25 protein-coding genes are annotated in these 23585 nt (G+C 70.3%); 12 read left to right on the top strand and 13 right to left on the bottom strand.

The genetic code is table 11. The features are described from left to right. The first annotated feature begins 368 nt into the window (after positions 1-368). On the top strand, positions 369-1103 hold the full coding sequence (locus tag OOJ91_RS16850; RefSeq protein ID WP_266246048.1) for a peptidase E: 735 nt from the start codon (positions 369-371) through the stop codon (positions 1101-1103). 59 nt (positions 1104-1162) lie between these two features. After that, entirely contained in the window at positions 1163-2248 is a 1086-nt protein-coding gene (gene ychF, locus OOJ91_RS16845; protein ID WP_266246046.1) for a redox-regulated ATPase YchF, read from the top strand. Between the two features lie 27 nt (positions 2249-2275). Here the strand turns inward: ychF and OOJ91_RS16840 are convergent, their stop codons facing one another. Beyond that, on the bottom strand, positions 2276-2728 hold the full coding sequence (locus OOJ91_RS16840) for a hypothetical protein (protein ID WP_266246045.1): 453 nt from the start codon (positions 2726-2728) through the stop codon (positions 2276-2278). Positions 2729-3165: 437 nt separating this feature from the next. Here OOJ91_RS16840 and OOJ91_RS16835 point away from each other — a divergent pair, with 437 nt between their 5' ends. The 3 genes from OOJ91_RS16835 (at position 3166) to OOJ91_RS16825 (ending at position 5893) form a co-directional block, all read left to right on the top strand. Beyond that, positions 3166-4734 (top strand): mucoidy inhibitor MuiA family protein, encoded by a 1569-nt coding sequence (locus OOJ91_RS16835; RefSeq protein WP_266246043.1) that lies wholly within the window; start codon positions 3166-3168, stop codon positions 4732-4734. A 111-nt stretch (positions 4735-4845) separates the two neighbouring features. Beyond that, the gene (locus OOJ91_RS16830) at positions 4846-5607 is read left to right on the top strand and encodes a class I SAM-dependent methyltransferase (RefSeq protein WP_266249737.1); all 762 of its coding nucleotides are present in this window, start codon (positions 4846-4848) and stop codon (positions 5605-5607) included. A gap of 133 nt (positions 5608-5740) precedes the next feature. Continuing rightward, entirely contained in the window at positions 5741-5893 is a 153-nt protein-coding gene (locus tag OOJ91_RS16825; RefSeq protein WP_266246041.1) for a hypothetical protein, read from the top strand. 25 nt (positions 5894-5918) lie between these two features. On the opposite strand, the gene OOJ91_RS16820 is transcribed toward OOJ91_RS16825, so the two are convergent. Further along, complete coding sequence (locus OOJ91_RS16820; protein WP_266246040.1) at positions 5919-6323, bottom strand: hypothetical protein; 405 nt, start codon at positions 6321-6323, stop codon at positions 5919-5921. 16 nt (positions 6324-6339) lie between these two features. After that, positions 6340-6714 carry a VOC family protein gene (locus OOJ91_RS16815; RefSeq protein WP_266246039.1) on the bottom strand — a complete coding sequence of 125 codons (375 nt, stop codon included), beginning with the start codon at positions 6712-6714 and terminating at the stop codon, positions 6340-6342. A gap of 132 nt (positions 6715-6846) precedes the next feature. On the opposite strand from OOJ91_RS16815, the gene OOJ91_RS16810 reads away from it, so the two are divergent. Continuing rightward, positions 6847-7287: an SRPBCC family protein gene (locus OOJ91_RS16810; protein WP_266246037.1), complete on the top strand. Its 441-nt coding sequence runs from the start codon at positions 6847-6849 to the stop codon at positions 7285-7287. On the opposite strand, the gene OOJ91_RS16805 is transcribed toward OOJ91_RS16810, so the two are convergent. From OOJ91_RS16805 to OOJ91_RS16790, 4 genes are all read right to left on the bottom strand, one after another. Then, positions 7271-8530: an MFS transporter gene (locus tag OOJ91_RS16805; RefSeq protein WP_266246035.1), complete on the bottom strand. Its 1260-nt coding sequence runs from the start codon at positions 8528-8530 to the stop codon at positions 7271-7273. The genes OOJ91_RS16810 and OOJ91_RS16805 overlap by 17 nt on opposite strands. 146 nt (positions 8531-8676) lie before the next feature. Next, positions 8677-9408, bottom strand: a complete 732-nt coding sequence (locus OOJ91_RS16800) for a class I SAM-dependent methyltransferase (RefSeq protein WP_266246034.1) — start codon at positions 9406-9408, stop codon at positions 8677-8679. Between the two features lie 235 nt (positions 9409-9643). Beyond that, complete coding sequence (locus OOJ91_RS16795; protein WP_266246033.1) at positions 9644-10006, bottom strand: PH domain-containing protein; 363 nt, start codon at positions 10004-10006, stop codon at positions 9644-9646. A 51-nt stretch (positions 10007-10057) separates the two neighbouring features. Then, a complete protein-coding gene (locus tag OOJ91_RS16790; protein WP_266246032.1) occupies positions 10058-10942 on the bottom strand; it encodes a LysR family transcriptional regulator in 885 nt (294 codons plus the stop codon). Between the two features lie 114 nt (positions 10943-11056). On the opposite strand from OOJ91_RS16790, the gene OOJ91_RS16785 reads away from it, so the two are divergent. Together OOJ91_RS16785 and OOJ91_RS16780 are read left to right on the top strand one after the other, a co-directional pair. After that, the gene (locus OOJ91_RS16785) at positions 11057-11425 is read left to right on the top strand and encodes a DUF1801 domain-containing protein (RefSeq protein WP_266246030.1); all 369 of its coding nucleotides are present in this window, start codon (positions 11057-11059) and stop codon (positions 11423-11425) included. After that, entirely contained in the window at positions 11416-11829 is a 414-nt protein-coding gene (locus OOJ91_RS16780) for a VOC family protein (RefSeq protein WP_266246029.1), read from the top strand. Before OOJ91_RS16785 ends, OOJ91_RS16780 begins: the two co-directional genes overlap by 10 nt. Here the strand turns inward: OOJ91_RS16780 and OOJ91_RS16775 are convergent. Further along, complete coding sequence (locus OOJ91_RS16775) at positions 11816-12124, bottom strand: 4a-hydroxytetrahydrobiopterin dehydratase (protein ID WP_266246028.1); 309 nt, start codon at positions 12122-12124, stop codon at positions 11816-11818. The genes OOJ91_RS16780 and OOJ91_RS16775 overlap by 14 nt on opposite strands. Positions 12125-12307: 183 nt before the next feature. Here OOJ91_RS16775 and OOJ91_RS16770 point away from each other — a divergent pair, with 183 nt between their 5' ends. Next, on the top strand, positions 12308-12742 hold the full coding sequence (locus tag OOJ91_RS16770; RefSeq protein ID WP_266246027.1) for a (deoxy)nucleoside triphosphate pyrophosphohydrolase: 435 nt from the start codon (positions 12308-12310) through the stop codon (positions 12740-12742). 114 nt (positions 12743-12856) lie between these two features. Here the strand turns inward: OOJ91_RS16770 and OOJ91_RS16765 are convergent, their stop codons facing one another. The 5 genes from OOJ91_RS16765 to OOJ91_RS16745 all read right to left on the bottom strand — a co-directional run bounded on the left by OOJ91_RS16765 (position 12857) and on the right by OOJ91_RS16745 (position 19815). After that, entirely contained in the window at positions 12857-13924 is a 1068-nt protein-coding gene (locus OOJ91_RS16765) for a succinate dehydrogenase/fumarate reductase iron-sulfur subunit (protein WP_266246026.1), read from the bottom strand. Then, complete coding sequence (locus tag OOJ91_RS16760; RefSeq protein ID WP_266246024.1) at positions 13921-15849, bottom strand: fumarate reductase/succinate dehydrogenase flavoprotein subunit; 1929 nt, start codon at positions 15847-15849, stop codon at positions 13921-13923. The genes OOJ91_RS16765 and OOJ91_RS16760 overlap by 4 nt, the downstream gene beginning before the upstream one ends. Before the next feature lie 12 nt (positions 15850-15861). Beyond that, complete coding sequence (locus OOJ91_RS16755; RefSeq protein ID WP_266246023.1) at positions 15862-16668, bottom strand: hypothetical protein; 807 nt, start codon at positions 16666-16668, stop codon at positions 15862-15864. A 245-nt stretch (positions 16669-16913) separates the two neighbouring features. Beyond that, complete coding sequence (locus tag OOJ91_RS16750) at positions 16914-18320, bottom strand: TldD/PmbA family protein (protein WP_266246021.1); 1407 nt, start codon at positions 18318-18320, stop codon at positions 16914-16916. Between the two features lie 58 nt (positions 18321-18378). Further along, positions 18379-19815: a TldD/PmbA family protein gene (locus tag OOJ91_RS16745; RefSeq protein WP_266246019.1), complete on the bottom strand. Its 1437-nt coding sequence runs from the start codon at positions 19813-19815 to the stop codon at positions 18379-18381. Between the two features lie 651 nt (positions 19816-20466). Here OOJ91_RS16745 and OOJ91_RS16740 point away from each other — a divergent pair. From OOJ91_RS16740 to OOJ91_RS16730, 3 genes are read left to right on the top strand one after another with little or no spacing between them, the layout of a single operon-like run. Continuing rightward, positions 20467-21510 carry an ABC transporter ATP-binding protein gene (locus OOJ91_RS16740; RefSeq protein ID WP_266246018.1) on the top strand — a complete coding sequence of 348 codons (1044 nt, stop codon included), beginning with the start codon at positions 20467-20469 and terminating at the stop codon, positions 21508-21510. Next, the gene (locus OOJ91_RS16735) at positions 21507-22571 is read left to right on the top strand and encodes an ABC transporter ATP-binding protein (RefSeq protein WP_266246016.1); all 1065 of its coding nucleotides are present in this window, start codon (positions 21507-21509) and stop codon (positions 22569-22571) included. The genes OOJ91_RS16740 and OOJ91_RS16735 overlap by 4 nt, the downstream gene beginning before the upstream one ends. Continuing rightward, positions 22568-23575 carry an ABC transporter permease gene (locus OOJ91_RS16730; protein ID WP_266246014.1) on the top strand — a complete coding sequence of 336 codons (1008 nt, stop codon included), beginning with the start codon at positions 22568-22570 and terminating at the stop codon, positions 23573-23575. Before OOJ91_RS16735 ends, OOJ91_RS16730 begins: the two co-directional genes overlap by 4 nt. Positions 23576-23585 lie beyond the last annotated feature (10 nt).

Here is a 23585-nt window from a genome sequence, read left to right as displayed (position 1 = left end):
TGCCCGACGGCGGCGTTGCCCTCCGCGACGCGTCGGCCGGCGCGTGCACGGAGGCACCGGGGGAGCAGGCGTCCAGCAGGTCGGCCGGGACCGGCGCCGACCCCGCCGACGGGGAGCCCACCGAGCCCCACGTCGGCTCGGCACGGGCGCCGGGCGATGCCCCGCCGTCCGGCCCGGTGGCCCTGGTGCCCCGCCAACGCCGCGCCAGTTGAGCCTGCGCTCCGCCGATCACCGCGCGCCGATGGTTGAGCCTGCGCTCCGCCGATCACCGCGCACCGATGGTTGAGCCTGCGCCCGCCCATCCGCTGCGCGGCGGATGATCGACTGCGGCAGGATGGATGCCGGACCGCCCCGATGGAAGGACTCCGATGCCCACCAGCGAACCGACAATCCTCGCCACCAGCATGGGCTTCTTCCGGGGCGATCGTGGGCCTACCGACCTGCGCCCCGGCCCGATCTTCGAGCTGGCCGCCGAGCTGGCCGAGGCCGGCTCGCAGCCGCGGATCTGCTACCTCGGGCAGGCCGTGGGCGACCAGCCCACCTCGTTCGCCGCCGTCTACGGGGCGTTCGCCGACACCCGGTTCCGCCTGTCGCACCTCGCGCTGTTCCCGATGCCGAACGTCGACGACGTCCGCGCCCACCTGCTCGCCCAGGACGTCATCTGGGTCGGTGGCGGCAGCGTCGCCAACCTCGTCGCGGTCTGGCGGGTGCACGGCCTCGACGAGATCCTGCACGAGTGCTGGCAGGCCGGCGTGGTGCTGGCCGGCGTCTCGGCCGGCTCGATCTGCTGGCACGTGGGCGGTGCCACCGACAGCTTCGGCCCCCGGCTGCGCGGTTTCACCGAGGCGTTGGGCTGGCTCCCGTACGGCAACGGCGTGCACTACAACAGCGAGGCCCAGCGCCGCCCGCTGATGCACGAGCTGGTCGCCGACGGGACGCTGCCCACCAGCCACTGCACCGACGACGGCGTCGGCCTGGTCTACCGGGGGACCCGGCTGGTCGAGGCGGTCGCCGACCGCGAGGGCGTCTCGGCGTACGAGGTCAGCCGCGCCGCCGACGGCACCGTCGCGGAGACGGTCATCGCTCCGCGCCTGCTCGGCTGACCGGCCGAATCGGAGCCGCGTGGACCGCTCCGGCCGGCACCGGCGTAAGCTGTCCCGTCGTGAGTCTCACCATCGGCATCGTCGGCCTGCCCAACGTCGGCAAGAGCACGCTTTTCAACGCGTTGACCAAGAACGACGTGCTGGCGGCGAACTACCCGTTCGCCACCATCGAGCCCAACGTCGGCGTGGTCGGGCTGCCCGACGAGCGGCTGGGCAAGCTGGCCGAGATCTTCTCCTCGCAGAAGGTGCTGCCGGCCCCGGTGTCGTTCGTCGACATCGCCGGCCTGGTGCGCGGCGCGTCGAAGGGCCAGGGCCGGGGGAACGCCTTCCTGGCGAACATCCGGGACGCCTCGGCGATCTGCCAGGTGGTCCGCGCCTTCTCCGACCCGAACGTGGTGCACGTCGACGGCAAGGTCTCCCCGGCCGACGACATCGAGACGATCAACACCGAGCTGATCCTCGCCGACCTGCAGACCCTGGACAAGGCGCTGCCCCGGTTGGAGAAGGAGGCCAAGCTCCGCAAGGACCGGGCCGCCGCGGTCGCCGCCGCGAAGGCCGCCATCGAGGTGCTCGACGGTGGCACCACCCTGTACTCCGGGGCCGCCGCCGCCAAGATCGAGCTGGAGCACCTGCGCGAGCTGCACCTGCTCACCACCAAGCCCTTCCTGTACGTCTTCAACGTCGACGAGGCCGAACTGGCCAACGAGACGTTCCTCGACGAGCTGCGCGCCCTTGTCGCTCCCGCCGAGGCCGTCTTCATGGACGCCAAGATCGAATCCGAGTTGGTGGACCTGCCCGAGGAGGAGGCCCGCGAGCTGCTGGAGTCGATCGGCCAGAACGAGCCCGGCCTCAACCAGCTCGTCCGCGTCGGCTTCCGCACGCTCGGGCTCCAGACGTACCTCACGGCCGGCCCCAAGGAAGCGCGCGCCTGGACCGTCGCGGTCGGCGCCACCGCGCCGGAGGCCGCGGGTGTCATCCACTCGGACTTCCAGCGCGGCTTCATCAAGGCCGAGGTGGTCTCCTACGGCGACCTGGTCGAGCACGGGTCGATGGCGGCGGCCAAGGCGGCGGGCAAGGTCCGCATCGAGGGCAAGGAGTACGTCATGCAGGACGGCGACGTGGTGGAGTTCCGCTTCAACGTCTGACTTGAGAAGATCAGCCGGGACCGTCGGTTAGCCATCAACGCTCCGCTGGCTCACCGATGCGCAGTACGACGGAGTCGGATCATTCGCTCCATCGACGAGGCACACCTTGATGCCGACCAATTGTCCTGCCTTTACATTGCCGGACGGGAACGGATCCCAGACCACGGAATCGTAGCCCCATCCTATGCCGTTGTACTCCTTGCCCAGGTAAACACCATCCAGCCACGCGTAACCCATTACGCCATGGCCGTCCGGACACAGATCCTGAATTGTTATGTAGTCGTCGTTGGGTCCGCCTCCGGGCGCTCCCTCGCCGTAATCAGTGAAGAATATGTACCCGCAGCCATCGGTGCCATCGGCGGTCCAAGTCCAAAAACTGTCGTTGCTGGCGGCGGACGCAGGCATTGCGGTTGAGGCTCCCGATCCGACCACGATGGCAGCGGCAAGCCCGACACGCAACATAACTTGGCGAAACCCCATGAACTCACTCCTTGGGACTTGGTGATCGGGGTGGCGTCAGGCCCACGTGGGCGGACCCGACCATCCCCAGTGGACGATTCGACAGACTAGCTGTCATCGCAGCGAGCCTTGCCGACGGTTTGGGCTGCCGACAAGGACCTGAGCTGTGCGGAACTGTCCCGCACACGCCGCCCTGACCGCACCTGCGGTCGGTGAACGAAGCTCGTGTCGGCCCGCGGCCTCAACCACCTCGCCCACCTGGTCAAACGTCGGCTACGCGCTTGTCAGCAACAGACCGATCTCCTCGGCACCACACCTGCGAATTGAGCAAGCCGACCAGCGTGGACCGGAGCGGAATGGGTTGGCGGCCCACAATCCTCAGCCAATTCCGCACGTCATCGTGCCCTGCGGGTGCTGCGGGGCGCGCTGGCGCGGCAGGCTTGGACTACCCTCGCGCCGTGGAGAGCACAGAGATCGATGCACCAATCGTCGGTGTCACCGTCTACCCGGACCGGGCCCGGGTCACTCGCCGGAGCAGCCCCCGGCTGACCGCCGGCGAGCACCGCCTACGCGTCGCGCCGCTCCCACTCGGCCTGCGACGCGACTCCATCCGGGTCGGTGGTCGAGGCGCGGCCACCGTCCTCGGTGTGGACGTGACCACCTGGCGGCAGGCCCGCAGCGCCGACCCGCAGATCGTCACCCTCGAACAGCGCCACCGCGAGCTGAGCGACGAGTCGGCAGAGGTCGAGGACGCGGACGGAATCGAGGGACAGCGCGGGGAGTTCCTCACCCGGTTGGCCGAGCGCGCCGGTGGCACGTACGCCCGGGCGTTGGCCTCCGGCGACGCGGCGCCGACCGACGTGGCGGCCTTCACCGACTCGGTGGCCGGTCAGCTCGCCGAGTCACGCGGCCGGCGGCGCGGGCTGTCTCGGCGGCGCACCGACCTGGCCGCGGAGTTGGCAGCGGTCGAGCGCGACCTGAAAGCCGCGCGCGGCAAGCGGACGCCGGACCGGTTGGCCGCCGAGGTGACGGTCTCGGTGGCGGCCGATGACGCGGAGTTGGAGCTGGAGCTGACCTACCTGGTCGAGGGTGCGGTGTGGCGGCCCTCCTACGACCTGCGGCTGGTCGAGGACACCGTCACCGTCACCTGGTTCGGGTTGGTCAGTCAGAACACCGGAGAGGACTGGCCGGAGTGCGAGCTTCAGCTCTCGACCGCCCGGCCCGCCGCGACGACAGTCGTACCCGAACTGTCGCCCTGGTATCTCGACCGGTTCCGGCCGGCGTTGGTCGGCCCCGCGGCGGTGGCCGTGCCGGCCGGAATGTCGCCTCCGGCACCGGGCGGGGCGCCGGCCCGGTCCGCGGCGCCCCTGCCCCGGATGAAGGAGAGCGTCGCCCAGGTCGAGCAGGGCGTCAGCGCGGCCACCTATCGGCCGGCGAGGCCGGCAGCCGTGCCGGCCGACGGCAGCGCGCACCGAGCCACAATCGCCGTGGTCGAGCTGCCGGCCCGACTGGACCACGTGACCGTGCCGGTCCGCGCCGCCGAGGCGCACCTGCGAGCCACGGTACGCAACACGTCGGATCACACGATGCTGCCCGGTCCGGCGGCGGTGTTCCACGGCGCCGATTTCGTCGCGGCCACGGAACTGCCGATGTGGGCGCCGGGCGAGGAGATCGAGCTGGGGCTCGGGGTCGACGACCGGCTGCGGGTGGAGCGGAAGCTGCACCGGCGCTCGGAGACCAAGGCGACGCTCGGGTCGACGCGGCGGCGGGAGGTGGACTACCGGATCACCGTCGCCAACCACACGCCGCGCTCGGCGACGGTCGAGGTGCGTGACCAGTTGCCGGTGTCCCGCGACGAGGCGGTGGTGGTGCGGGAGACGAATCTGGCGCCGGCGCCGGCGGAGCGTACGGAGCTGGGAGAGCTGGCCTGGCGGCTGTCGCTCGCGCCTGGCGAGAGCGGCGAGATCAGCATCGGCTTCCGCGTGGAGCTGGCCAAGGGAGTGGAACTGACCGGTTGGCGGGAGTAGGCATCGTAGCCCGGTTTGATCAACTCGGATTCCTGAGAAGCGGGGTGTCCGGACGGCCGGGACACCCCGATATCCAGGAACCCGAGAGGAGGTGCGCCCGTGGAGGAACTGATGTCGCTCAGCTCGTCGTTCGGCTCGGCGGCGTCCGCGTACGCCGAGCATCGCCCGGATTACGCGCAGGCCGCGGTGCGGTGGGCGCTTGAGTTCGCGCCCGGCTCGCGAGTGCTCGACCTTGGCGCCGGCACCGGCAAGCTGACCGCCACGTTGGTCGCCCTCGGCGCGGACGTGGTCGCGGTCGAACCCGATCCGGCGATGCTCGCCGAGCTGCGCCGCGCAATGCCTGCCGTTCGTGCCCTGCCTGGTGGTGCCGAGGCGATTCCGTTGCCGGAGGCGTCCGTCGACGCCGTGCTTGCCGGCAACGCCCTGCACTGGTTCGACATGGCCGTCGCGGGGCCGGAAATCGCCCGGGTCCTGGCACCCGGCGGCGTCCTGGCGGGCCTGTGGAACACCATGGACGACCGGATCGACTGGGTCGCCGGCCTCGAACGGGTCAGCGGGAGCGCGGCGATCGGCCCGCGTGACACGGTCACCAGTTGGCGCGCGGCTACCGCCGACATGCTCGTTCCGCGTACCGGCCCGACTGCCCGGTTCGGTCCGGCGGAGCAGGCGGAGTTTCCCCATGGACAGCTCAGAACGGCCGATTCGCTTATCGCGACACTCGCCACCCGGGCCGGAATGCTTGTCATGCCGGAGCCGGAACGGGAGGCCACGCTCGCCCGGATCCGCGACTTCCTGGGGAGCAGGCCCGAGACCGCCGAGGGTGAGTTCACAGTGCCGATGCTTACCGGCGTGCTCCGCGCCCGCCGGCGGTGACCATCGGATCATGCTGTCGCGGCGACCCGGGCCTACTGTGTCTGGGTGCCGCGCATCCAGCTCACTACTGACGTACAGGCCGTTCCGGAGGCCGTCTTCGACGCCGCACCCGGCCGACCCCTCGGCGACGGTCATGCGCGACGTCGTCGACTTCACCGCACCGATGGGCCTCGCCGGCCGTCTCGTGGCCAGCCTCGTCCTGCGGCCGTACCTGCGACGACTCATTGCACGTCGCAACGCCTACCTCGCCATCACCCTGGGCGGGGCGTTGCCGCCCCGAGTGTGACGACGTCGCGGCTGGCAGCGGTCCGTCAGGTCAGGTAGTAGTCGGCTCTCCAGCGGGACTGCTCGGCTGCTGAAAAGCCGTCGAAGTCGCCGGCGGCCTCGCACTCCAGCAGGTACTGACGTGCGTCGGCGGCGTCCGGGGAGCCATCGGCCTCCAGGTGCGCCTTCGTGGCGGCCAGTCCGGCGCCGCATAGCAGTTGGACGTCGATCGAGCAGTGGGCGTCGAAGCTCGACTCCTTGGCTCGCCAGATCACGAGCACGTCGCTCAACTGCCCGGCGTTGAACAGTTGCAGGCAGCACAGCTTCATGAGCTCGGTGTCCTGGTCCTGCTGGTCACGCTCAGCTTCGGCGAGCAGCACCTGGCGGATCCGCGGCAGGTCCGCAGAGGACGGCCGTAGGCCGTAGCGGCGAAGGCTCTCGTCTTCGTTCACGTGTGGCCGTTGCCCGCTACTGGTCGGCCCAGACGCCCAGCTCGTTGCCGCTGGGGTCGGTGAAGTGGAACCGGCGGCCCCCGGGGAACTCGTACGGCCCGTCGACCACCTGGCCTCCGGCCTCCTTCACCGCCTGCACGGACCGGTCCAGGTCGGTCGAGTAGAGCAGCACCAGCGGCCCGCCCACTCGCACCTTCTCGTCCCGACGGAGACCACCCACCTCGGGTGCGGCGTCACCGTGCGGGCTGCGGATGCCCGCGTACTCCGGCCCGTAGTCGGTGAACTGCCAGCCGAACGCGTCGGCGTAGAAGCGCTTGGCCTCGCCGAGGTCGGTCACCGTGAACTCGATGTAGTCGATGGTGTGGTGTCGCTGGGGACCTGACTCAGACATGCACCGCATTCTGTTCCTCGGGTACGACACGATCGTGACGTGCAACTAAAGGTTGCGTCGGTGAGGCGGTCGGCATACGGTTAAGCAACTAAAGGTTGCACGTTGGCGTAGGCGAAGAAGGAGTCTCAAGTGGTGGACATTCTGCATCAGGTGGGCGTCGTCGCCCCGCTCGCCGAGGTCTACGGCGCGGTGGCGACTCCCGAGGGCGTCGCGGGCTGGTGGTCGATCGACACGACCGGCAAGAGCGAGGTCGGCGGGCGGTTGGCCGTGCGGTTCGGTGCCGACGGCGGGTTCGACCTGGAAATCCTTGAGCTGGACCCGGTTGGGCGGGTGCGGTGGCGGGTCGTCGGTGGCCCCGACGAGTGGATCGGCACCGAGGTCGAGTGGCGCTTCGAACAGCGCGGGACGTACACGATTGTTGATTTTACGCAGGCGGGTTGGCGCGAGCCGACCGACCTCATGCGCGAGTGCAGCACCAAGTGGGCGATCTTCCTGATGAGTCTCAAGCAACTGGTGGAGACGGGGCGCGGCAGGCCGGCGCCGGACGACGTCCAGATCAGCGACGGGCACTGACCTCGGCGGCCGTTGGGGCGTGCGCGCTCCGCCGCAACGTCACGAATCCCGCGGCGACCAGGCCGAGGCTCACGATCGCCACGGCGCAGAACAGCAGCGTCGGGCGTGCGCCCATGGCACCGACCAGCGGGCCGCCGAGCATCGTCCCGAGCGGCACCGCGAGCACGAGGACGGCGCCGTTCGCGGCAAGCACCGCGGGGAGCTGCTCAGTGGACGCGCTGCGCTGGAACAACGCCATCGACGTGGACATGTACGGTGCCCAGATCAGGCCCGCCACTGCGAACGCCGGCAGGGACAGGCCCACGGGTGCGCCCAGGCCGAGGGGCAGCATGGCGACGCCGAACCCGATGACGATGCCGATCGTGGTGGCGCGCAGCGGCCAGCGGCGAAGGTGCCCGGCCGCCACGCCGCCGACGAGGCCGCCGACGCCGAAGGCGGTGTAGTACACGCCGAGCAGCGTCGCGGAGGCGTGCAGGTCGTCGGTGACGTGGATCGGCATGGCGACGTACACCGGGCCGAAGAGGAAGAAGAACCAGAGGCTCAACACCAGCAGGCCCAGCAGCGCGGGCTGGCGGCGGATGACCGACAAACCTGCGGTACGCGAGGCGCCGCGCTCGTACCGATGAATTGTCCGGCTGCCGGGTAGCGCGAGGCGATAGGTGAGCGTGAGCACGGCGAACGTCGCGGCGTCGACGGCGATGACCCAGACCGGGCCCGCCCAGCCGATCAGAATGCCCGCCAACGGCGGGCCGACGATGGTCGCGAACCCGGAGATGGTGGTCAGCACCGCGTTGGCCGGCAGGTGGTGGCGCTCGGGCAGCAACTCGGCGATCAGGGTGAACCGCCCGGCCGAGCCCCACGAGTGCAGCAGCGCGGAGGCGGCGAGCAGGACGACGTACGGCCCGATGGTGAGCACCCCGGCGAGGTGGGCGATCGGGATCGCCGCGAGCGCGGCGGCGCGCAGGATCGCGTCCCAGCCGGCGAGTTGAGCGCCACCGCGCCCGCGCAGCAACCGACCGAAGATGACAGTTCCCGCCGCGCTGGGCAGGGTGTACGCGGCCACCGCGACCGCGATCCACAGGCCGCGCTGGCCCTGCGGCGCGAGCTGGATGGCCAGCCAGGTCACCGCGACAACCGCCATGCCGTCGCCCAGGGCGGACACGGCCAACCCGGGCAGCACACGCCGCAGCAGGGGATGACTGACGACGGGCCAGTAGGGCGAGGTACGCGGAAAACGAGGCATGACGTCAGTCGACCCGGCGCGGGTCCTCCCGACCAGAGAAGACTGCCAACAGCAGAATCAGCCCAGAGCGCAAGGGCGATCGACTCCGGTCCGTGCGGGTGGGGGTTCAACCACACCCGCACGGAACCGGAGTCGACGAACCGCTGCTACTCCGCCCGGTAGACGGAGATGTGGGACGGGCTGTCGGCGGTGAACGGCCGCCGGTGCCAGTCGGCGTACCGCTCGGTGAGCCGGAGCCCCGCCTGCCGCGCCATCTCGTCGATCTGGTGCGGCCAGGCGTAGCGCATGGCGAACGGCTTCAGGTGCACACCGTCGCCGTCGAAGGTGATCGTCTGCCGGATGAACCGCTGCGCCGGCCGGTCGTACCGGTGCAGTCGGATCGTCGCGGAGTCCTCGGTCACCTCGCGGACCTGCACCTGCTCATCGGCGTCGAAGCTGCGCGGGTCGGGTACGAACGTCTCGATGACGAACGCTCCGCCCGGCGACAGCACCCGGGCGACGTTGCGGAAACAGTCCGCCTGCCGCTCGGCGTCCACCAGGTTGAACAGTGTGTTGAAGACCAGGTACGCCAGGCGGAACGGGCCCGCCACCTGTACGTCAGCCATGTCGCCGACGACCACGGGAATCTGGTCGCCGCCGGGCTTGGCCCGCATCTGCGCCACCATCTCCTCGGACGCCTCGATGCCGTGCAGGGCGAGACCACGTTCGGCGAGTGGTAGCGCGACCCGGCCGGTGCCGATCGCCAGTTCGAGAACCGGCCCACCGTCGGCCAGATCGGCCAGGAAGTCCACCGCTGGCGCCGGGTCGGGGTTGCCCGGGCTGTCGTAGCCGGCGGCCCACAGCCGGCCGAAGAGGCCGGGATCGTCGAAGACCGACATCAGCGGCCTCCGGGGTTGGTCAGGGGGTCAGCGGCGCACTTCCGCGCCGCGATGGTCGGAGCAGTGCTGCTCACGAAGCCTCGTTTCCTCAGGTCGGATGACATTCGGTCGGGGGGACTTCGTCGAGTACGGCATGTCGGCTGCTCCTTCCGCGCGGCTGTGGACCGAGGACATCAGAGACGCCATGGGCCCGGCAAGGCAATTACGCCCACCGGGCCCACGGTCGCGGGGATGGTCAGGAGATGTGGTGCAGGATCACGTTGTGTACGTGGTGGCTCTTCTGCGCGCCGCGGAACTCCACCTCGTAGGTGTGGGTGCCGACGTGGATCGCGATCGAGCCTGTGGAGAAGAACGTGCCGCCCCACGACTTGTTGCTGACCACGCTCACGCTGGTGATCTTCGAGTACGGGATGCTGGTGATCGCGTGCCGCTTCCCGACGAAGGAGCGGTCCTGGATGATCACGCGCCGGTCGGTCAACCCGATGAACCCGGTGCCGGTGCCGACGGCGTCGTAGACGGCAATGATCTGCTCCCCGTCGAGCAGCCCGCTCTCGATCTGCTGGACCTGCTCCTTGCGGTCGTACGCGATGTTCGCCATGCGACCCAGGCTAGAAAACCGGTGCCAGCGTGCCGGCGCGGACGGCATGTCTCATCGGGGGTTCGCGTCGGTCGCGGCGCGGACGAACTCGCGTACCCGGGTCGTGGTGTTGCTGGGTAACCAGACCGGCCCTCGTTCGATCGATGGCGCATCGTGGATGGGCACGTACGCCACGTCAGGGCGCGGGTAGTAGCGCCGCGTGTGCTCGCCGACCGGCAGGACACCCCGGCCCAGCGCGACCAGGGACAGCATCTCGGAGAAGGTGTTCCCGGCGGGACCCTTCGGCACCGGCCGGCCGGCAGAGGTGCGCTCCGGTGTGCGGTCGTGCTTGAACTCGGCCGAGGTCACGGTCGGGTACTGCACCACCGGATGGTCGGCGAGCACCTCCAACGACACCGACCGCTCCCGTGCGAGCGGGTGACCAGCCGCCACCGCCAGCACCCGACCCTCGGAGAGCAGCGCCGGGCCGGTGGCCATGCCGTCGAACGGGTACGAGGCGATCAAGACGTCAGTCGAGCCGTCGAGCAGCCCGGATCGGGTGGTGGACAACTGCGCCTCGTGCACCTCCACCCGACAGTCGGGGTGTCGGTCGCCGAACAGGGCCACCGCCCGGAGCAGCACCGGCGCGGTCCATTCGCCGAGGAACGCCACCCGGAGCGTGCCGGTCACGCCCCGGGCGGCGTCGGTCGCGCGGCGGACGGCCTCGTCCATCCCGGCGACCAGCGGAGCCAGCTCCTCGGCGAACTGCCGGCCGATCGGGGTGAGCCGGACGACCCTACTGGTGCGGGTGAACAGCGGTGCGCCGATCCGGCGTTCCAGCCTCTTCACGATGTGGCTGACCCGGCCGGTGCTGAGGGCCAGCCGCTCGGCGGTCCGGCCGAAGTGCAGTTCCTCCGCGAGCGTCAGGAACGTCTCGACCTCGTACCGCTCCAGCACACCGTTCCCATCGTTGACCTGTGGGCAACGATCGTAGCGGCATCAGGTCTTGGTCGGCCTCCCTCGTGCGGGGATCGTGAACGCGGCAGGCAACACCGAGCGAAAGGCTCTGACGTGAGTATTGACGACTACCTGGCCGGCCTGGCCGACCCGCTGCGCGAGATCGGCGAGAAGCTGGCGCCGATCATCGCGGCGGCCCTGCCGGGGGCGACCGGGGCGATGTGGCACGGCCACCCGGTCTGGGGCCTGGGCGACCGGCCCGGCCAGCGCCAGGTCTGCCTGGTCAAGGCGTACGGGTCGTACGTCACCTTCGGGCTGTGGCGGGGGCAGGAGATCGCCGACCCGTCCGGGCGGCTGACGCCGGGCGCGCGGGCGATGGCGGCGGTGAAGTTGCGCGACGTCGGCGACATCGATCCGGCCCTGTTCAGCGGCTGGTTGCGCGCGGCGGCCAGTCTGGAGGAGGCGTGCGCGCGGTGCGGGTAACCGGTTTCGACCACCTGGTGCTGACCGTCGCCGACGTGGAACGGTCCTTGGATTTCTACTGCGGCCGGCTGGGGCTGGCGCCGGTACGGGTCGACGAGTGGCGCGCGGGCAGCGTCCCGTTCCCGTCGGTGCGGATCAGCCCCGGCAGCATCATCGACCTCGTCCGAGGTGAGCCGCAGGGCGCGAATGTGGATCACTTCTGCCTGGTGGTGGCACCACTGGACTGGGCGCAGGTGATCGAATCGGGGGTCTTCACGGTGCTGACCGGGCCGGTCAGCCGGTTCGGCGCCCGTGGCTCGGCGACCTCGATCTACGTGCGGGACCCGGACGGCAACTCGGTCGAGCTGCGCTGGTACCCGCAGGACGCCGTGTCGGACTCGGAGGCGGTCGTCAGGATTCGGTGACCGCGCGGTACGCGTCCTCGATGCGGGCGGCCAGCAGGACCTCGCCCTCGGTCAGTGGCTCGTCGTTGCCGTGCCCGACCCGGATCTGGGTGCTGTCTGACCGGCGACTGATCTCGGGACGCAGGTGCAGAGCGTCGGCGACGACCTTGACCCGTTCAGTAAGCGCCGCGTGTTGGGTATCGTCGATCACCAGCGTCCGCCGGATCTGTTCACCTTCCCGCGTCCAACCGCTTAGCAAGGTCAACGCGTCGGACAGGTAGTCGTGCTTGGCTCGGCTGTTGAACAGCACGCGCATCACCGCACCCCCCAAGCGCCGTTGCCGGCTTGTGGCCAAATCGTCGCCATCCCGTGTCTTGTCGGTGCCTCCTAGTCTGTCGTCGCTCGATAGAGGTGTCCACGCCCACACTTCCGTGTTCTATTGGCCTAGCGGACGGCGTCGGTACCCAAACCGCCGATTGATCTGGCACCCTGGACGCCCGTGCAGACCGAACGGGCTAATGGTGGCGGGCAGGCCGAACGACGGGACCTGAAGGTGATCGTGGGAGCGGCGATCATCCGGGACGGACGGGTGCTCGCGTGCGCGCGTTCCGCCCCGCCAGAGGTGGCCGGCATGTGGGAGTTTCCCGGCGGAAAGGTCGAGCCGGGGGAGGGGGAGACCGAGGCGCTGGTCCGGGAGTGCGCCGAGGAGTTGGCCGTACGCGTGGAGATCGGCGACCGGGTCGGCCGCAACGTCCGGATGGCTCACGGCCGCTCGGTGCTCAAGGTGTACGCGGCCCGCCTCCTGCACGACGACGAGCCGCAGGCGCTGGAGCACCAGGCGCTGCGCTGGCTGGCAGCCGACGAGCTGAACGAGGTCACCTGGCTCCCCGCCGACGCCCCGATCGTGGCAGCCCTCCGCCCGCACCTCCGCTGAACCCGTTGATCATGAAGTTATTGCCGCGACACGCCGGTCGGCAGGGCAATAACTTCATGATCAACCAGGCGGGGGCCCCGGCGTTAGCCGGGGCCCCCGTTCGTGCAGGTGGGGTCAGTGCTTTTCGTCCTGGTCCGGGTGCGCGAAGTTGAGGTGCTCCGGAGGCATCGGGAAGGTCACGTCGTCGCCGAACGGCGACGGCGCTGCGGCCCGATCGAAGGTCAGCTCCGTCAGCGGCAGCCGGCCCCGGTCGTCGACCGCCGGCGCGGTCGGGTGGGGCACCTCCCGGTGCCAGTTGACGCCGCTCTGCGCCTGCGCCTCGGCCTGCGGGTCGTGCGAGCCACCCGCGTGCGAGTGCACCCCACCCCGGCTCGTGCCCGGCAGGCTCGCCGAGCCCTGGCGGGCGGTGGTCACGCTGGTCTGGGGCGTCTCGCCCCGACGGAAGATCTTGCTACCAAGCCACACAAGGGGATCGTACCTGCGGTCGACGACGCGTTCCTTCATGGGGATGATCCCGTTGTCGGTGATCTTGATGTGCTCGGGGCAGACCTCGGTGCAGCACTTGGTGATGTTGCAGAAACCGAGGCCCTGTTCGGCCTGCGCGTACTCCTTGCGGTCGGGCCGGGCGTCCAGCGGGTGCATGTCCAGCTCGGCCGCCCGGATGAAGTACCGCGGGCCGGAGAACGCCTGCTTGTTCTCCTCGTGGTCGCGGATCACGTGGCAGACGTTCTGGCACAGGAAGCACTCGATGCACTTGCGGAACTCCTGCGAGCGCTCGACGTCGACCTGCTGCATTCGGTAGTCGCCCGGGGCGACGTCCGCCGGAGGGGCGAACGCCGGGGTCTCCCGCGCCTTCTCGTAGTTGAACGAGACGTCGGTGACCAGGTCCCGGATGATCGGGAACGTCCGCAGCGGCGTGACCGTGACGGTCTCCTCGTCACCGAAGGTCGACATCCGGGTCATGCAGCCCAGCCGCGGCTTGCCGTTGATCTCCATCGAGCAGGAGCCGCACTTGCCGGCCTTGCAGTTCCACCGGCAGGCCAGGTCGGGCGCGTCGGTGGCCTGCAGGCGGTGGATGATGTCGAGGACGACCTCGCCCTCGTTCACCTCGACCATGTAGTCCTGCAGGTCGCCGCCGGTCTCGTCGCCCCGCCAGATCCGGAACTGACGCTTCGCGCTCATCGGTTGTCCGCCTCTCCAGCGTCGGCGACGAGAGCGTCGAAGTCGGTGAGCTCCTCGTCGGTGAGGTACTTGGCCAGCTCGGCCCGGTCGAAGAGGCCGATCAGCTCCGGCCGCATCTTCGGCAGCGGCTTACGGGTCAGCCGTACGCTGTCGCCGTCAAGCGAGCAGACCAGGTTGACCTGCCGCCACTTCGGCTCCATCGCCGGATAGTCCTCCCGGGTGTGCCCGCCGCGCGACTCCTGCCGCTCCAGCGCCGCCTTCGCGGTGCACTCCGAGACCACGAGCATGTTGCGCAGGTCCAGGGCCAGATGCCAGCCCGGGTTGTAGCGCCGGCCGCCGGCGGCGCTCACCTTGGCGACCCGCTCGCGCAGCTCAGCCAGTCGCACCAGCGCGTCGGCCAGCTCACCCTCGCGCCTGATGATGCCGACCAGGTCACCCATGACCACCTGGAGGTCCTGCTGGAGGGTGTACGGGCTCTCGCCGGTGTCCCGTTGCAGCGGCGCCAGAGCGGTCTCCACGGCAGCCTCGACCGCGTCCACTGCCACCTTCGGCCGGGCGGAGAGCCCGTCGGCGTAGCTGGCCGCGTGCCCACCCGCGCGCTTGCCGAAGACCAGCAGGTCGGACAGGGAGTTACCGCCCAGCCGGTTGGAGCCGTGCATGCCGCCGGAGACCTCACCGGCGGCGAACAGCCCCCGGACGTGGCCGAAGGCGGCGCCCGAATCCGGGTCCACCTCGACGCCACCCATCACGTAGTGACAGGTCGGCCCGACCTCCATCGGCTCGGCCGTGATGTCGACGTCGGCCAGCTCCTTGAACTGGTGGTACATCGAGGGCAGTCGGCGGCGGATCTCCTCGGCCGAACGCCGGCTCGCGATGTCCAGGAAGACGCCACCGGCGGGGGAGCCCCGGCCGGCCTTGACCTCACTGTTGATCGCGCGGGCCACCTCGTCGCGGGGCAGCAGCTCCGGTGGACGCCTGTTGTTGTCCGGGTCGGTGTACCAGCGGTCCGCCTCCTCCTCGGTCTCCGCGTACTGCTTGCGGAAGACGTCGGGGACGTAGTCGAACATGAACCGCTTGCCCTCGGAGTTCTTCAACACTCCACCGTCACCACGTACCGACTCGGTGACCAGGATGCCCTTCACCGAGGGCGGCCAGACCATGCCCGTCGGGTGGAACTGGAGGAACTCCATGTTGATCAGCGTCGCCCCGGCGCGCAGCGCCAACGCGTGCCCGTCCCCGGTGTACTCCCAGGAGTTCGACGTGACCTTGTAGGAGCGTCCGACGCCGCCGGTGGCCAGCACCACGGACGGGGCCTCGAAGAGGATGAACTCGCCGGACTCGCGGTAGTAGCCGAAGGCGCCGGCGACCCGGTCGCCGTCGAGCAGCAGCTCGGTGATTGTCGTCTCGGAGAACACCCGGATCCGGGCGTCGTACGAGCCGAACTCGCGCTTGTCCTCCTGCTGAAGCGAGACGATCTTCTGCTGGAGGGTGCGGATCAGCTCCAGGCCGGTCCGGTCGCCCACGTGCGCCAGCCGCGGGTACTCGTGCCCGCCGAAGTTGCGCTGGGAGATCTTGCCGTCCTTCGTACGGTCGAAGAGCGCGCCGTACGTCTCCAGCTCCCAGATCCGCTGCGGCGACTCCTTCGCGTGCAGCTCGGCCATCCGGAAGTTGTTGAGGAACTTGCCGCCGCGCATGGTGTCGCGGAAGTGCACCTGCCAGTTGTCCCGGCTGTTCACGTTGCCCATCGCGGCGGCCGCGCCGCCCTCGGCCATCACCGTGTGCGCCTTGCCGAACAGCGACTTGGAGATGATCGCGGTCTTCTTGCCGGCGAGCCGGGCCTCGATGGCCGCGCGCAGGCCGGCGCCGCCGGCCCCGATGACGACGACGTCGTAGTGGTGTCGTTCGATGCGAGTGGTAGTGGTCATGTCAGGGGCCCTTTAGTTGATGAACCGCAGGTCGTTGAACCAGCCGGCCGAGAGCGCCATGACGTAGAAGTCGGTGAGCGCGAGGGTGCCGAGGGTGATCCAGGCGAGCTGCATGTGCCGGACGTTCAACGCCGAGACGAAGGTCCAGGCCCGGTAGCGCACCGGGTGCTTGGAGAAGTGCTTGAGCCGCCCGCCGATGATGTGCCGGCAGGAGTGGCAGGAGATGGTGTACGCCCAGAGCATCACCACGTTGAGCAGCAGGACGAGGTTGCCCAACCCGAAGCCGAAACCCTTCGGCGAGTGGAAGGCGAGAACCGCGTCCCATGTGTTGATCAGCGAGATGATCGCGGCGGCGTAGAAGAAGTAGCGGTGCAGGTTCTGGCCGAGCAGCGGGAAACGGGTCTCACCGCCGTACTCCTTGTGGCCGTCCGGGACGGCGCAGGCCGGCGGCGACAGCCAGAACGACCTGTAGTACGCCTTGCGGTAGTAGTAGCAGGTGAGCCGGAACAGCAGCAGGAACGGCAGGGTCAGCGCCGCATCCGGGATGATCCACCAGCCGGGCAGGAACCGGCCGAAGTGTGAGGCTTCCTCGACGCACCTGTCGGTCACGCACGGCGAGTAGAACGGGGTCAGGTAGTGGAACTGGTCCACCCAGTACCACTTGTGCATGAAGACCCGGACCGTCGCGTACGCCACCCAGGCGCTGAGCCCGATCACGGTGATCAGCGGGGCGAACCACCAGCGGTCGGTACGCAACGTCTTCGCCGCGATGGCGGCGCGCGCCCGCGCTCCTCGCGGCCTCGTTGCCGTTGAAGTCATTCGAGTCGTCTCCTCGACGGGCCCGTACGGGCGGGCTGGTCTCTCTCCGGTCGGCACGCGGACCGGCGAACCCGCACCCGCTGCCACGTCATGCGCACACCAACGACCACGCCGGATCGACCGACGCAGCTAAGTGACACACGTTACGCCGATCTCTGCGGGCCGTCCCCGCAAGGGAGTGTCCCGTGTGTCTGGCCTGCGGAAAAGCCCTCGACGCGCCGGTTTGCCGCCCGTCGTCGAGGTCGTCAGCCGGAGGCGCCGCCGGTGAAGTGCCAGGACGCGAGCCGCACCGACGGCGCCGCCCACCAGGCGCCGTCCACCCGGTCCGGTTGACGCACCGCCCGCGAGCCCAGCCCGAGCACCGCGCCCGGCCCGAGCGCCCGCGGGTACGACTCGGTGAACCGCAGGTCGCGGACCGCCCGGACGACAGTGCCGTCCTCGATCAGCCACACCCCGTTGCGGGTCAACCCGGTGACGACGAGGCTCTTCGGGTCGAGCACCCGCGTGTACCACAGGTCGGTGACGAGCAGCCCGCGCCGCACGTCGGCGACAAGCGCTGAGGTGTCCGCGTCGACCACCGCACCGGCCGCCGCGCCCGTGGTGCTCCGGCCCACCGCGCTGGCCGGGCCCGCCACGGCGGGAGAGAGCCGCAGGTTGCGGGCCATCGGGCCCCAGGTGGCGCCGCCCGCGATCGCGTGCCCGGTGGACTCCGCGCCCGCCTCGGCGGCGGTCCGCCTGTCGTGCGCGACCGCACGGGTGGTGCCCGCCTCGACCACTGTCAGCGCCCGCCGGCCGGTGCCCTCGGCGTCGAACGGCAGACCCGACGCGCCAAGCGGATCGTCCACCAGGGTCACCTGTCGGTCGAACTGGGCGGCGCCCGGCTCGGCGAAGGACTGCCGCTCCGCGTACCGCTTGCCGTTGAAGCCGTACCAGGAGAGGTTCTGTAGAAGGTCCGCTACTGCTGCCGGCTCGAACACCACCTCGTAGCGCCCGGGCGGCAGCTCGACCGGGTCGGCTGCCGCCTGCGCCTTCGCGGCGGCGTGCGCGCCCAACTCGGCGCCGTCGAGGTCGGACAGCCGGTCGACGCAGCGTCGGGCCACCCCGTCCGCGCCGTCGCGCCGCGCGATGCCGTCCATCGCCGCCTCCGCCGAGCGGCCGTACGCGGTCTGCCCGGCCGAGTTGACGAACGCCGACGAGCGGTGCGCGGTACGGCAGTATCCCGCGGTGGTGAGGCCCCCGGCGGCGGCCACGAACGCCCCGACCCGGTCGGCCCGCTGGTCCGGCTCGGCGTGGGCGGTGGCCTCGTCGACGGGCGGGGCGGCCGGCGCGGGCGTGGGCGGGGCCAGCCCCGGCCAGCCCGGGTCGGGCGGGCAGAGCCGCGCCGCCACCAGGGTGCGCTCGACAAGCGCGCGCAACCCGTCGGTGGTGACCACACTGCCGCTGCCGGCGGCGGTCCGCCCGTCGATGTGCACCCGCAACCGGACGCCGACTGTGGATTCGGCGACGTTCTGATGGATCGCCGAGTTGGCGAACCTCGTCAAGGCCAGGTCGGCCCGGGTCACCACCGCCTCGGCCTGTGCGGCCGGCCCGCCAAGACGCCGGACCAGCTCGACGACCTGCCCGGCCAGCTCCAACTCGTTCCTCGCGCTCATGCCGAGCCACCTTTCGTTCGCGACTGCGGGGCTCGCAAACCCGGCTCACTCCTCGCGCTCACGCTGACACCCCGACCCGGACGTTGCGGAAGCGGGCCGGCGCGGCCGGGTGGCCGGTGTGCCCGATCTGGCCCGGCTGGCCCTTCCCGCAGTTGGGCGTCCCCCAGGGCACGGTCTCGCCGGAGAGCATGTCCATCGAGCGCCAGAAGAGCGGGCCGATTCCCGTGTACGTGGGATTGCGCAGCATCCGCCCACGCCGCCCCTTCTTGATCTCCCAGCCGACCTCGCAGCCGAACTGGAAGTTGAGCCGCTTGTCGTCGATCGACCAGGACCTGTTGAGGTCCATCAGGACGCCGTCGTCGGTGGCCGCGATGATCTCGTCCAGGGTGTGCGGGCCGGGTTCCAGGCCCACGTTCGTCATCCGGACCATCGGCAGCCGAGCCCACCCGTCGGCCCGTACGCTGCCGCCGTAGTCCAGGCCGGCCATCGCGGCCGAGTCCCGGCCGGCGAGCACGCCCACCCAACGACCGTCGCGCACCGCGTCCCGCTTGACCGCGGGGGAGCCCTCGTCGTCGAAGCCGAAGCTGCCCAGCGCCCCCGGGATCGTCGGGTCGATCGTGATGTTCATCAGCTCGGAGCCGTAGCGCAGCGAGCCGAGCTGGGCCAGGTCCAGCCAGGACGTGCCGGCGAACGCCGCCTCCCAGCCGAGGATCCGGTCCAACTCGATGGCGTGCCCGACCGACTCGTGGATCTGCAGAGCGAGCTGTTCACCGCCGAGGATCAGATCCGTCTCGCCAGCCGGGCACTGCGGCGCGGTGAGCAGCGCCCGGGACTCCTCGGCGATCTGCGCGGCGTGCGCGGCCAGGTCCAACGACTCGACCAACTCCCAGCCGGTGGTGCCGTACTGCCCCCGGTAGCTCGGCCAGGACCGCCGCTGCGTCTCGCCGTCACCGATCGAGGTGGCCGAGATGCCGCCGCCGCACTCGCGGATCCGCTGGTCGATGCGGTGACCCTCGCTGGACACGAACCACTTCGCGGTGTCCCAGATCTGGTAGAGGCCCTCGGCCAGATCCGCGCCGTGCTCGGCCATCGTGCGGGTCGCGCCGACCAGCAGGTCGCCCTTGTCCGACAGGGGCACCCCGAGCGGGTCGATCTGGCAGCCGGAGGCCCAACTCGCCGTCACCGCCTCGACCGCGACCAGGTCGACCGGGGGGCCCGGCACCCGCGCGCTCGCCATGGCCGTCCGCGTCGCCCGCCGGCCGGCGTCGCGGGCTGCGGCGTCCGACAGATCGGGTACGGCGTGGAAGCCCCAACTCGCGCCGACAAGCGCCCGAACGCCCAGCCCGATGCTCTCGTCCTGGGTCAGCTCCTCCACGTCGCCGTTGCGTGCGGTCATCGACTCGTAGCGGCGGTGCATCACCCGCGCGTCGGCGTACCGCGCTCCCGCGTCGAGGGCGGCCTGGACGGCGGCGGCGGCCGCGTCGAACTCGGTCATGGACCGACCCTAGGCCAGCCGACCGACACTCGTCAGGGGACGAGGTCCTCCGGCCGGATCGTGGCCTTCACCGGCTCGGTCAGCACCAGCAGATCCCGATGCGCTGGGCCGTCTCACCGAGGGCGAGGTACTCCGACTCGGTCCACGGCAGTGGATGGCTGGGAACGCCAGCGGTAGTCACGCGTCCATTGCAGCTGGCGCTGAGTCGCTGAGGTCGCACCCGAGGTGCGAGCACGAAATGAAAGGCCCGCTCTGGGCGCGGTGATCGCCAAGGTCGAGCCACCAAGATCGCGCTCGATCGTATGTGTAGTGGTCTCTCGACGCTTCGTGGCCACTCTCGGGGGTGGTGTGCGCCGTCGAGATCCGCGCAAGATCGGGGATGTTGCTGTCTCCCGCGCGCCGGAGGCAGCAACTTCGGGGAAGTTGAGTAGATCTTGGCGCGGGGCGCGGGGCGCGGGGCGCGGGGCGCGGGGCGCGGGGCGCGGGGCGCGGGGCGCGGGGCGTGGGGCGCGTGTGGACGGCGAGGTGACGGGGGTGCGGGGCCGATGCCGACTCGTTACGCTCGGTCCCGCTGACACGCGCCGGCTTTGTAGCTTATTTTCACCCTCGAAAGTTTGATGTAAGTTCTCTTCGTCACTGAGGGAGGCGGCCGTGGACAGTTCGGATGCCTACCTGCGGGTGCGCGACCTGCGGGTCCGGTTCGACACCTCGGACGGCGTGGTGCGCGCGGTCGACGGGGTGTCGTTCGCCGTTGAGCGGGGCCGCACTCTTGGCATCGTGGGCGAGTCCGGCTCCGGCAAGAGCGTCACCTCACTTGCCATCCTCGGGCTGCACGACCCCAAGCGGGCCACCATCACCGGGGAGATCTCCGTCGGCGGGCGGCAGCTTGTCGGCCTGCCCGACGAGGAGGTTCGCCGGCTGCGCGGCCGGGACATGGCCATGATCTTCCAGGACCCGCTGTCCGCGTTGCACCCTTACTACAGCGTCGGTCGGCAGATCGCCGAGGCGTACCGGGTGCACCACCCGAAGGCCGGTCGGCGCGAGGCCCGCCAGCGGGCGGTGGACATGCTGGACCGGGTCGGCATCCCGCAGCCGGCCCGCCGCTTCGACCAGTACCCGCACGAGTTCTCCGGCGGGATGCGCCAACGGGCGATGATCGCGATGTCCCTGGTCAACGACCCCGCGCTGCTGATCGCCGACGAGCCGACCACCGCGTTGGACGTCACCGTGCAGGCGCAGATCCTGGACCTGCTCGCCGACCTCCAGGCCGAGTTCCACTCCGCGATCATCCTGATCACCCACGACCTCGGTGTCGTCGGCCAGGTCGCCGACGAGGTGCTGGTGATGTACGGCGGGCGGGCCGTCGAGCACGGCAGCGTCGAGCAGGTGCTCCGCTCGCCTCAGCATCCGTACACCTGGGGGTTGCTCTCCAGCGTGCCGTCGCTGCACGGCGACGCGGACGCGGACCTGGTGCCCATTCCCGGCAACCCGCCCAGCCTGATCAACCTGCCGACCGGCTGCGCCTTCCACCCGCGCTGCCGCTACGACGACCGCGTCGGCGACCTGTCCCGCACCGAGGTGCCCGAGCTGCGCGCGGCCGGGGCGGACGGCCACTTGGTGGCGTGCCACCTGAGCGCCGAGGAACGCGCCTCGATCTACGCCGCGAACGTGGCATCCGTGGGGGTGGCCCGATGACCGACGAACCACTGCTGCGCGTACGCGGACTGACCAAGCACTTCCCGGTCCGCCAGGGGCTGCGCGGCGCCGGCCTGGTGCGGGCGGTCGACGGCCTCGACTTCGACGTGCGCCCCGGCGAGACGCTCGGCCTGGTGGGGGAGTCCGGCTGCGGCAAGACCACCACCGGCCGGATGCTGGTGCGGCTGTTGGAGCCGACGGCCGGCAGCATCGAGTTCGACGGGCGGGACATCACCCACGCCGGGCGTCGAGAGCTGCGCCCGCTGCGGCAGGAACTGCAGATCATCTTCCAGGACCCGTACGCGTCGTTGAACCCCCGGCACACAGTGGGTCGGATCGTGGCGATGCCGTTGCAGGTCAACGGCAGCAAACCGCCGGGCGGGATCAAGGCGCGGGTGCAGGAGCTGTTGGAGCTGGTCGGGCTGAACCCGGAGCACTACAACAGGTACCCGCACGAGTTCTCCGGCGGTCAGCGTCAGCGCATCGGCATCGCCCGCGCGCTGGCCCTGCGGCCGAAGCTGATCGTCGCGGACGAGCCGGTGTCGGCGCTGGACGTCTCGATCCAGGCGCAGGTCGTCAACCTGCTGCGCGACCTGCAACGGGAGCTTGGTCTGGCGTTCGTGTTCATCGCGCACGACCTGGCCGTGGTCAGGCACTTCTGCCAACGGGTAGCGGTCATGTACCTGGGGCGGATCGTGGAGATCGGCGACCGGGCCGACATCTACGAGCGCCCGCAGCATCCGTACACCCGGGCTCTGCTCTCGGCGATCCCGGACGTCACGCAGCTCGGCCCGGCGGGCCGGATCCGGCTGACCGGTGACGTGCCCACCCCGCTGGACCCGCCGTCGGGCTGCCGGTTCCGCACCCGGTGCTGGAAGGCGCAGGACATCTGCGCCACCGAGGAGCCGGCACTGGTCCCGCGCGACGGCGGAAACCAGGCCACCGCATGTCACTTCCCGGAAAGGGAATCGGCCAGCACGAGCCCCGAAGGGGAAGCAGCCAGCACGAGTCCGGAGGTCGCGGGGTCGGCTGCTCCGATTACCGAGGAGGTGTCGTCGTGAGCCTGTCCCCGGTGGAGGGTGTGGCGCTGGCCGAGATCGAGTCCGATCCGGACGCGATCGCGACCACGGCGAAGGGCATCGTCGGCCGTTCGCCAGGTCAGCTCGCCTGGCTGCGGCTGCGTCGTGACCGCACGGCCGTGGTCAGCGGCGTACTCCTGGTGTTCTTTCTGCTGTTGGGGTTGTCCGCTCCGCTGATCGAGATGGTCTACGGGATCGGGCCGCGCGAGCAGTTCCAGAATCTGCTGGACGGCTTCGGCATGCCGCTGGGGTACGTCGGGGGTGTCACCGGGGAGCACTGGTTCGGCCTGGAGCCGGGGTTGGGCCGGGACATCTTCATCCGGCTGATCTACGGCCTGCGGACGTCGCTGTTCATCGCGTTCGCCGCCGCGCTGATCACCGCCACGATCGGCATCGTGCTCGGCGCGCTCGCCGGCTACCTCGGCGGTTGGCTCGACGCGGTGATCAACTGGATCACCGACCTGACGCTTGCCATGCCGTTCCTCATCATCGCGCTGGCGCTCACTCCCACCATCACGCTGCGCTTCTACGGCGAGCGGGGGCAGGTGTCGTCCGCCTTCGGGGTGGGTGTGCTGATCGCCGTGTTCGCGATCTTCGGCTGGACCAGCACGGCGAGGCTGGTCCGCGGGCAGGTGATCGCGCTGCGCGAACGGGAGTTCGTGGAGGCGGCCAAGGCCAGCGGCGCCGGGTTGGGGCACATCATCTTCCGGCAACTGCTGCCGAACATCTGGGCGCCGATCCTGGTCTCGTTCTCGCTCGCGGTGCCGCAGTTCATCACCAGCGAGGCAGCGCTGTCGTTCATCGGCGTCGGCCTCAGCGACGAGACGCCGAGCTTCGGCCGGATGATCTACCGCAGTCTGGACTTCCTCCAGACCGACCCGGCGTACGTGTTCTTCCCGGGCATCACGATCTTCGCGCTGGTGTTCGCCTTCAACCTCTTCGGCGACGCGTTGCGGGACGCGCTCGACCCGAAGTCGTCCCGGTAGGGGTGGACTC

Origin of the sequence: Micromonospora lupini (assembly GCF_026342015.1) — a bacterium.
Classification (GTDB): domain Bacteria; phylum Actinomycetota; class Actinomycetes; order Mycobacteriales; family Micromonosporaceae; genus Micromonospora; species Micromonospora lupini_B.
Note: the sequence above shows the minus strand (reverse complement) of the source record. Positions and strands in the feature narration are given on the sequence as shown.

Coding starts and splice junctions, on each gene's coding strand:
- OOJ91_RS16840 (WP_266246045.1), bottom strand. CDS start 2,728: ATGGGGTTTCGCCAAGTTATGTTGCGTGTCGGGCTTGCCGCTGCCATC.
- OOJ91_RS16795 (WP_266246033.1), bottom strand. CDS start 10,006: ATGGCGAACATCGCGTACGACCGCAAGGAGCAGGTCCAGCAGATCGAG.
- OOJ91_RS16775 (WP_266246028.1), bottom strand. CDS start 12,124: ATGCGCGTGCTGTTCAACAGCCGAGCCAAGCACGACTACCTGTCCGAC.
- OOJ91_RS16760 (WP_266246024.1), bottom strand. CDS start 15,849: ATGACCACTACCACTCGCATCGAACGACACCACTACGACGTCGTCGTC.
- OOJ91_RS16755 (WP_266246023.1), bottom strand. CDS start 16,668: ATGACTTCAACGGCAACGAGGCCGCGAGGAGCGCGGGCGCGCGCCGCC.
- OOJ91_RS16825 (WP_266246041.1), top strand. CDS start 5,741: ATGCGCGACGTCGTCGACTTCACCGCACCGATGGGCCTCGCCGGCCGT.
- OOJ91_RS16805 (WP_266246035.1), bottom strand. CDS start 8,530: ATGCCTCGTTTTCCGCGTACCTCGCCCTACTGGCCCGTCGTCAGTCAT.
- OOJ91_RS16815 (WP_266246039.1), bottom strand. CDS start 6,714: ATGTCTGAGTCAGGTCCCCAGCGACACCACACCATCGACTACATCGAG.
- OOJ91_RS16850 (WP_266246048.1), top strand. CDS start 369: ATGCCCACCAGCGAACCGACAATCCTCGCCACCAGCATGGGCTTCTTC.
- OOJ91_RS16765 (WP_266246026.1), bottom strand. CDS start 13,924: ATGAGCGCGAAGCGTCAGTTCCGGATCTGGCGGGGCGACGAGACCGGC.
- OOJ91_RS16750 (WP_266246021.1), bottom strand. CDS start 18,320: ATGAGCGCGAGGAACGAGTTGGAGCTGGCCGGGCAGGTCGTCGAGCTG.
- OOJ91_RS16735 (WP_266246016.1), top strand. CDS start 21,507: ATGACCGACGAACCACTGCTGCGCGTACGCGGACTGACCAAGCACTTC.
- OOJ91_RS16745 (WP_266246019.1), bottom strand. CDS start 19,815: ATGACCGAGTTCGACGCGGCCGCCGCCGCCGTCCAGGCCGCCCTCGAC.
- OOJ91_RS16830 (WP_266249737.1), top strand. CDS start 4,846: ATGTCGCTCAGCTCGTCGTTCGGCTCGGCGGCGTCCGCGTACGCCGAG.
- OOJ91_RS16800 (WP_266246034.1), bottom strand. CDS start 9,408: ATGTCGGTCTTCGACGATCCCGGCCTCTTCGGCCGGCTGTGGGCCGCC.